Annotated in this window: 2 protein-coding genes; one reads left to right on the top strand and one right to left on the bottom strand. The window is 74.1% G+C overall.

Features of this window, described 5'->3' with window-relative positions; all coding sequences use genetic code 11:
* Window positions 1-384 precede the first annotated feature (384 nt).
* Window positions 385-1,287: an alpha/beta fold hydrolase gene (locus EHS43_RS41840; RefSeq protein WP_125195714.1), complete on the bottom strand. Its 903-nt coding sequence runs from the start codon at window positions 1,285-1,287 to the stop codon at window positions 385-387.
* Between the two features lie 887 nt (window positions 1,288-2,174).
* Here EHS43_RS41840 and EHS43_RS41835 point away from each other — a divergent pair.
* Window positions 2,175-2,799, top strand: a 625-nt coding sequence (locus EHS43_RS41835; RefSeq protein WP_125195713.1) for a serine protease, incomplete at its 3' end; no start/stop codon positions are given.

The raw sequence follows: 2,799 nt of genomic DNA, 5'->3' as shown, positions 1-2,799 counted from the left end.
GCGTGGTCGCTCGCTCGTCGTGGCGCGGGTCCGGCTCGGGTGGCGGGTGGCTTGTCACGGCCAGGTCGCCCGCGCTTTGGTGGCCTCGGGGCTCGTCCGTGGTGCGGCTGAGCCCTGCAGAACCTTCGCTCCGGGCCGTGGCGGACTGGCGGCGCGGTAGGGCGCCGGTGTGTACGGCCGGGGAACGGTTTGGCGTACGGCGCGGTCGGGAGTCAGGCGGATGGCTGGTTCGCGATCCGGCGTATTGCTCGCAGGCGGCTGCCAGGCGATGGCTCGGGGGTGACCCGGGTGTGGCTTGGCGGGCGGCTCCGGGGCGGCACCCGGAGGTGGCTCGCGAGACGGCAAGGGCGCGGACGCTCACTCGTTCGGCCCAGGCCTCTGGCTTCACGTCCCGGTCGTGCGTGCCCCCGTGGCCCCGGTGTTCCTCCAGAACGTGCTCAGCGCGTCCGCTAGGGCTTCCGGTGCCTCCTCGGCCATGTGGTGTCCGGAGTCGATCGGACCGCCCTCCAGGTAAGCGCCTGCCCAGTCGCGCCAGACGGCCAGGACGTCGCCGTACAGGTCGGCCATGTCGTCCCGCGTGGCCCACAGGATCTGGAGGGGGCGGTCGATGCGTCGGCCGGCCCGCTGGTCGGCGTCGTCGTGCTCGCGGTCGACGCCGAGGCCGGCCCGGTAGTCCTCGCACATGGCGTGCACGGTGGCCGGGTCGTGGATCGCGTGCCGGTAGTCCTCGTACGCCTCGGTGCCCATCTGCTCGGGCGTGGCCGTGTACCAGGCGTCGGGGGCGGCGTTGATGACGCGTTCGGCGGGCTTGGCCGTCTGGCCGAGGAAGAACCAGTGCCACCAGCTCGCGGCGAAACCGGCGTCGCAGCGTCGCAGGGCCTCCCCGATGGGGATCGCGTCCAGCACGCTGACGGCGGAGACGGCCTCGGGGTGGTCCAGGGCGAGGCGGGTCGCCACGTACGCGCCCCGGTCGTGGCCTACCACCGCGAACCGCTCGTGCCCCAGCCGGCGCATGACCGCGAGGCAGTCGCCGGCCATGGCGCGCTTGGAGTAGGGGCGGTGTTCCGGGTCGGTCGGGGGCTTGTCGGAGCGGCCGTAACCGCGCAGGTCGGGGCAGACGACGGTGTGGCCCGCGGCGGCCAGCAGCGGGGCGACGCGGTGCCAGGTGGCGTGCGTACGGGGGTGACCGTGCAGGAGCAGCACCGCGGGTCCGCTGCCGCCGTGCCGCACCCGCAGCCGGACGCCGTCGTCACCCTCGCACCGCGTCAGCTCGAAACCGTCGAACACTCCAGCCTCCCGGGCCCCGCCGTCGGTGTTCCGCTGCCCCGGGGCACGGGATCCACACCGAGGTACGGGTGAGGCGAGACCGGCGTTTGGTGCGCTTCTCGGCCTCCCCGCGGCCCGTTGCCGGGTTTCGGCTGCTCGGGAGTGCGTGGGCGTTGGATTACCGGCGCAGTGCGCTTCTCGGCTCTCAGCCCCGGCCGTCGGGCTTCGGCTGCACGGGCCGCCGCGGGATCCGCGCCCCGCCGCGCGGGCGCCGTGTAAGCGGCGTCCGGTGGGTTTCTCGGCGTCTGGGCCGCGTTGCCGGGGTTCGGGCTGCTCCCGGGGCGCGGGTGTTGGATTACCGGCGCGGTGCGCTTCTCGGCTCCCCGCGCCTGCCGTCGGGCTTCGGCTGCCCCGGGCCGCTGCGGGCTTCACTCCGCTGCGCGGGCGCCGTGTAAGCGGCGTCCGGTGGGTTTCTCGGCGTCTGGGCCGCGTTGCCGGGGTTCGGGCTGCTCCCGGGGCGCGGGTGTTGGATTACCGGCGCGGTGCGCTTCTCGGCTCCCCGCGCCTGCCGTCGGGCTTCGGCTGCACGGGCCGCCGCGGGATCCGCGCCCCGCCGCGCAGGCGCCGTGTAAGCGGCGTCCGGTGGGTTTCTCGGCGTCTGGGCCGCGTTGCCGGGGCTCCAGCTGCTCCCGGGGCGCGGGTGATGCGCAACCGGCGTGGTGCGCTTCGGCTCCCAGCCCCCGCCGGCGGGCTTCGGCGATCCGTTCCGCCGTGCTGGTGCCGTCCAACCCGCGGTGGTTGGGGCTCCCGGCCCTCCGTGCGGCTCCGGTGCGGTGGTCCGCCGTATCCATACCGTCCCACAAGTCTCGCGGTACCGCCCTCTGATGCGTTTCTCACCTTCGTGCGGAATGCTTCCTTCCGTGAAGCGCACGCCACGACTCGCTCTGCATGCCGTTGTCGTCCTGCTCACCGTCACCTCGGCCTCCGAGGCGGCCGCCGCCGACGGGGCGGGGCCCTTCGGGGTGACGACGGTCGCCGTGGCGACCTCGTCCAGCGCCCGCGTGGGTGCCCTGTTCACCGGCGGGCAGCACCACTGCACGGCCTCCGTCGTCCGCAGCCCGCACCGGGACCTCCTCGTCACCGCCGCGCACTGTCTCGACAACGGCGACGACGGCCTCGTGTTCGTGCCCGGATACCGGGACGGCAGGGCGCCGTACGGGAAGTGGAAGGTCAAGAAGCGCTACCTGCCGCGGGGATGGGCCAAGGGGCAGGACGAGGACAGTGACGTCGCCTTCGCCACGGTGGAGGGCGAGGTGCAGCGTGTCGTCGGCGGGAACGCGTTCGTGAGCGGTGTCGCCACCGGGGCCACCGCCGTCACCGTCACCGGCTACCCCTCCACCCGTGCCGTGCCGATCAGCTGCACCAACAAGCCGACCGTGCACAGCCGCACGCAGCAGCGAATAGCGTGCCCCGACTTCACGGGGGGCACCAGCGGCAGCCCCTGGGTGAACGGGGACGGGCAGGTGGTGGGGG

The sequence above is a fragment of the Streptomyces sp. RP5T genome, from assembly GCF_003933965.1.
Taxonomy (GTDB): Bacteria; Actinomycetota; Actinomycetes; order Streptomycetales; family Streptomycetaceae; genus Streptomyces.
Note: the sequence above shows the minus strand (reverse complement) of the source record. Positions and strands in the feature narration are given on the sequence as shown.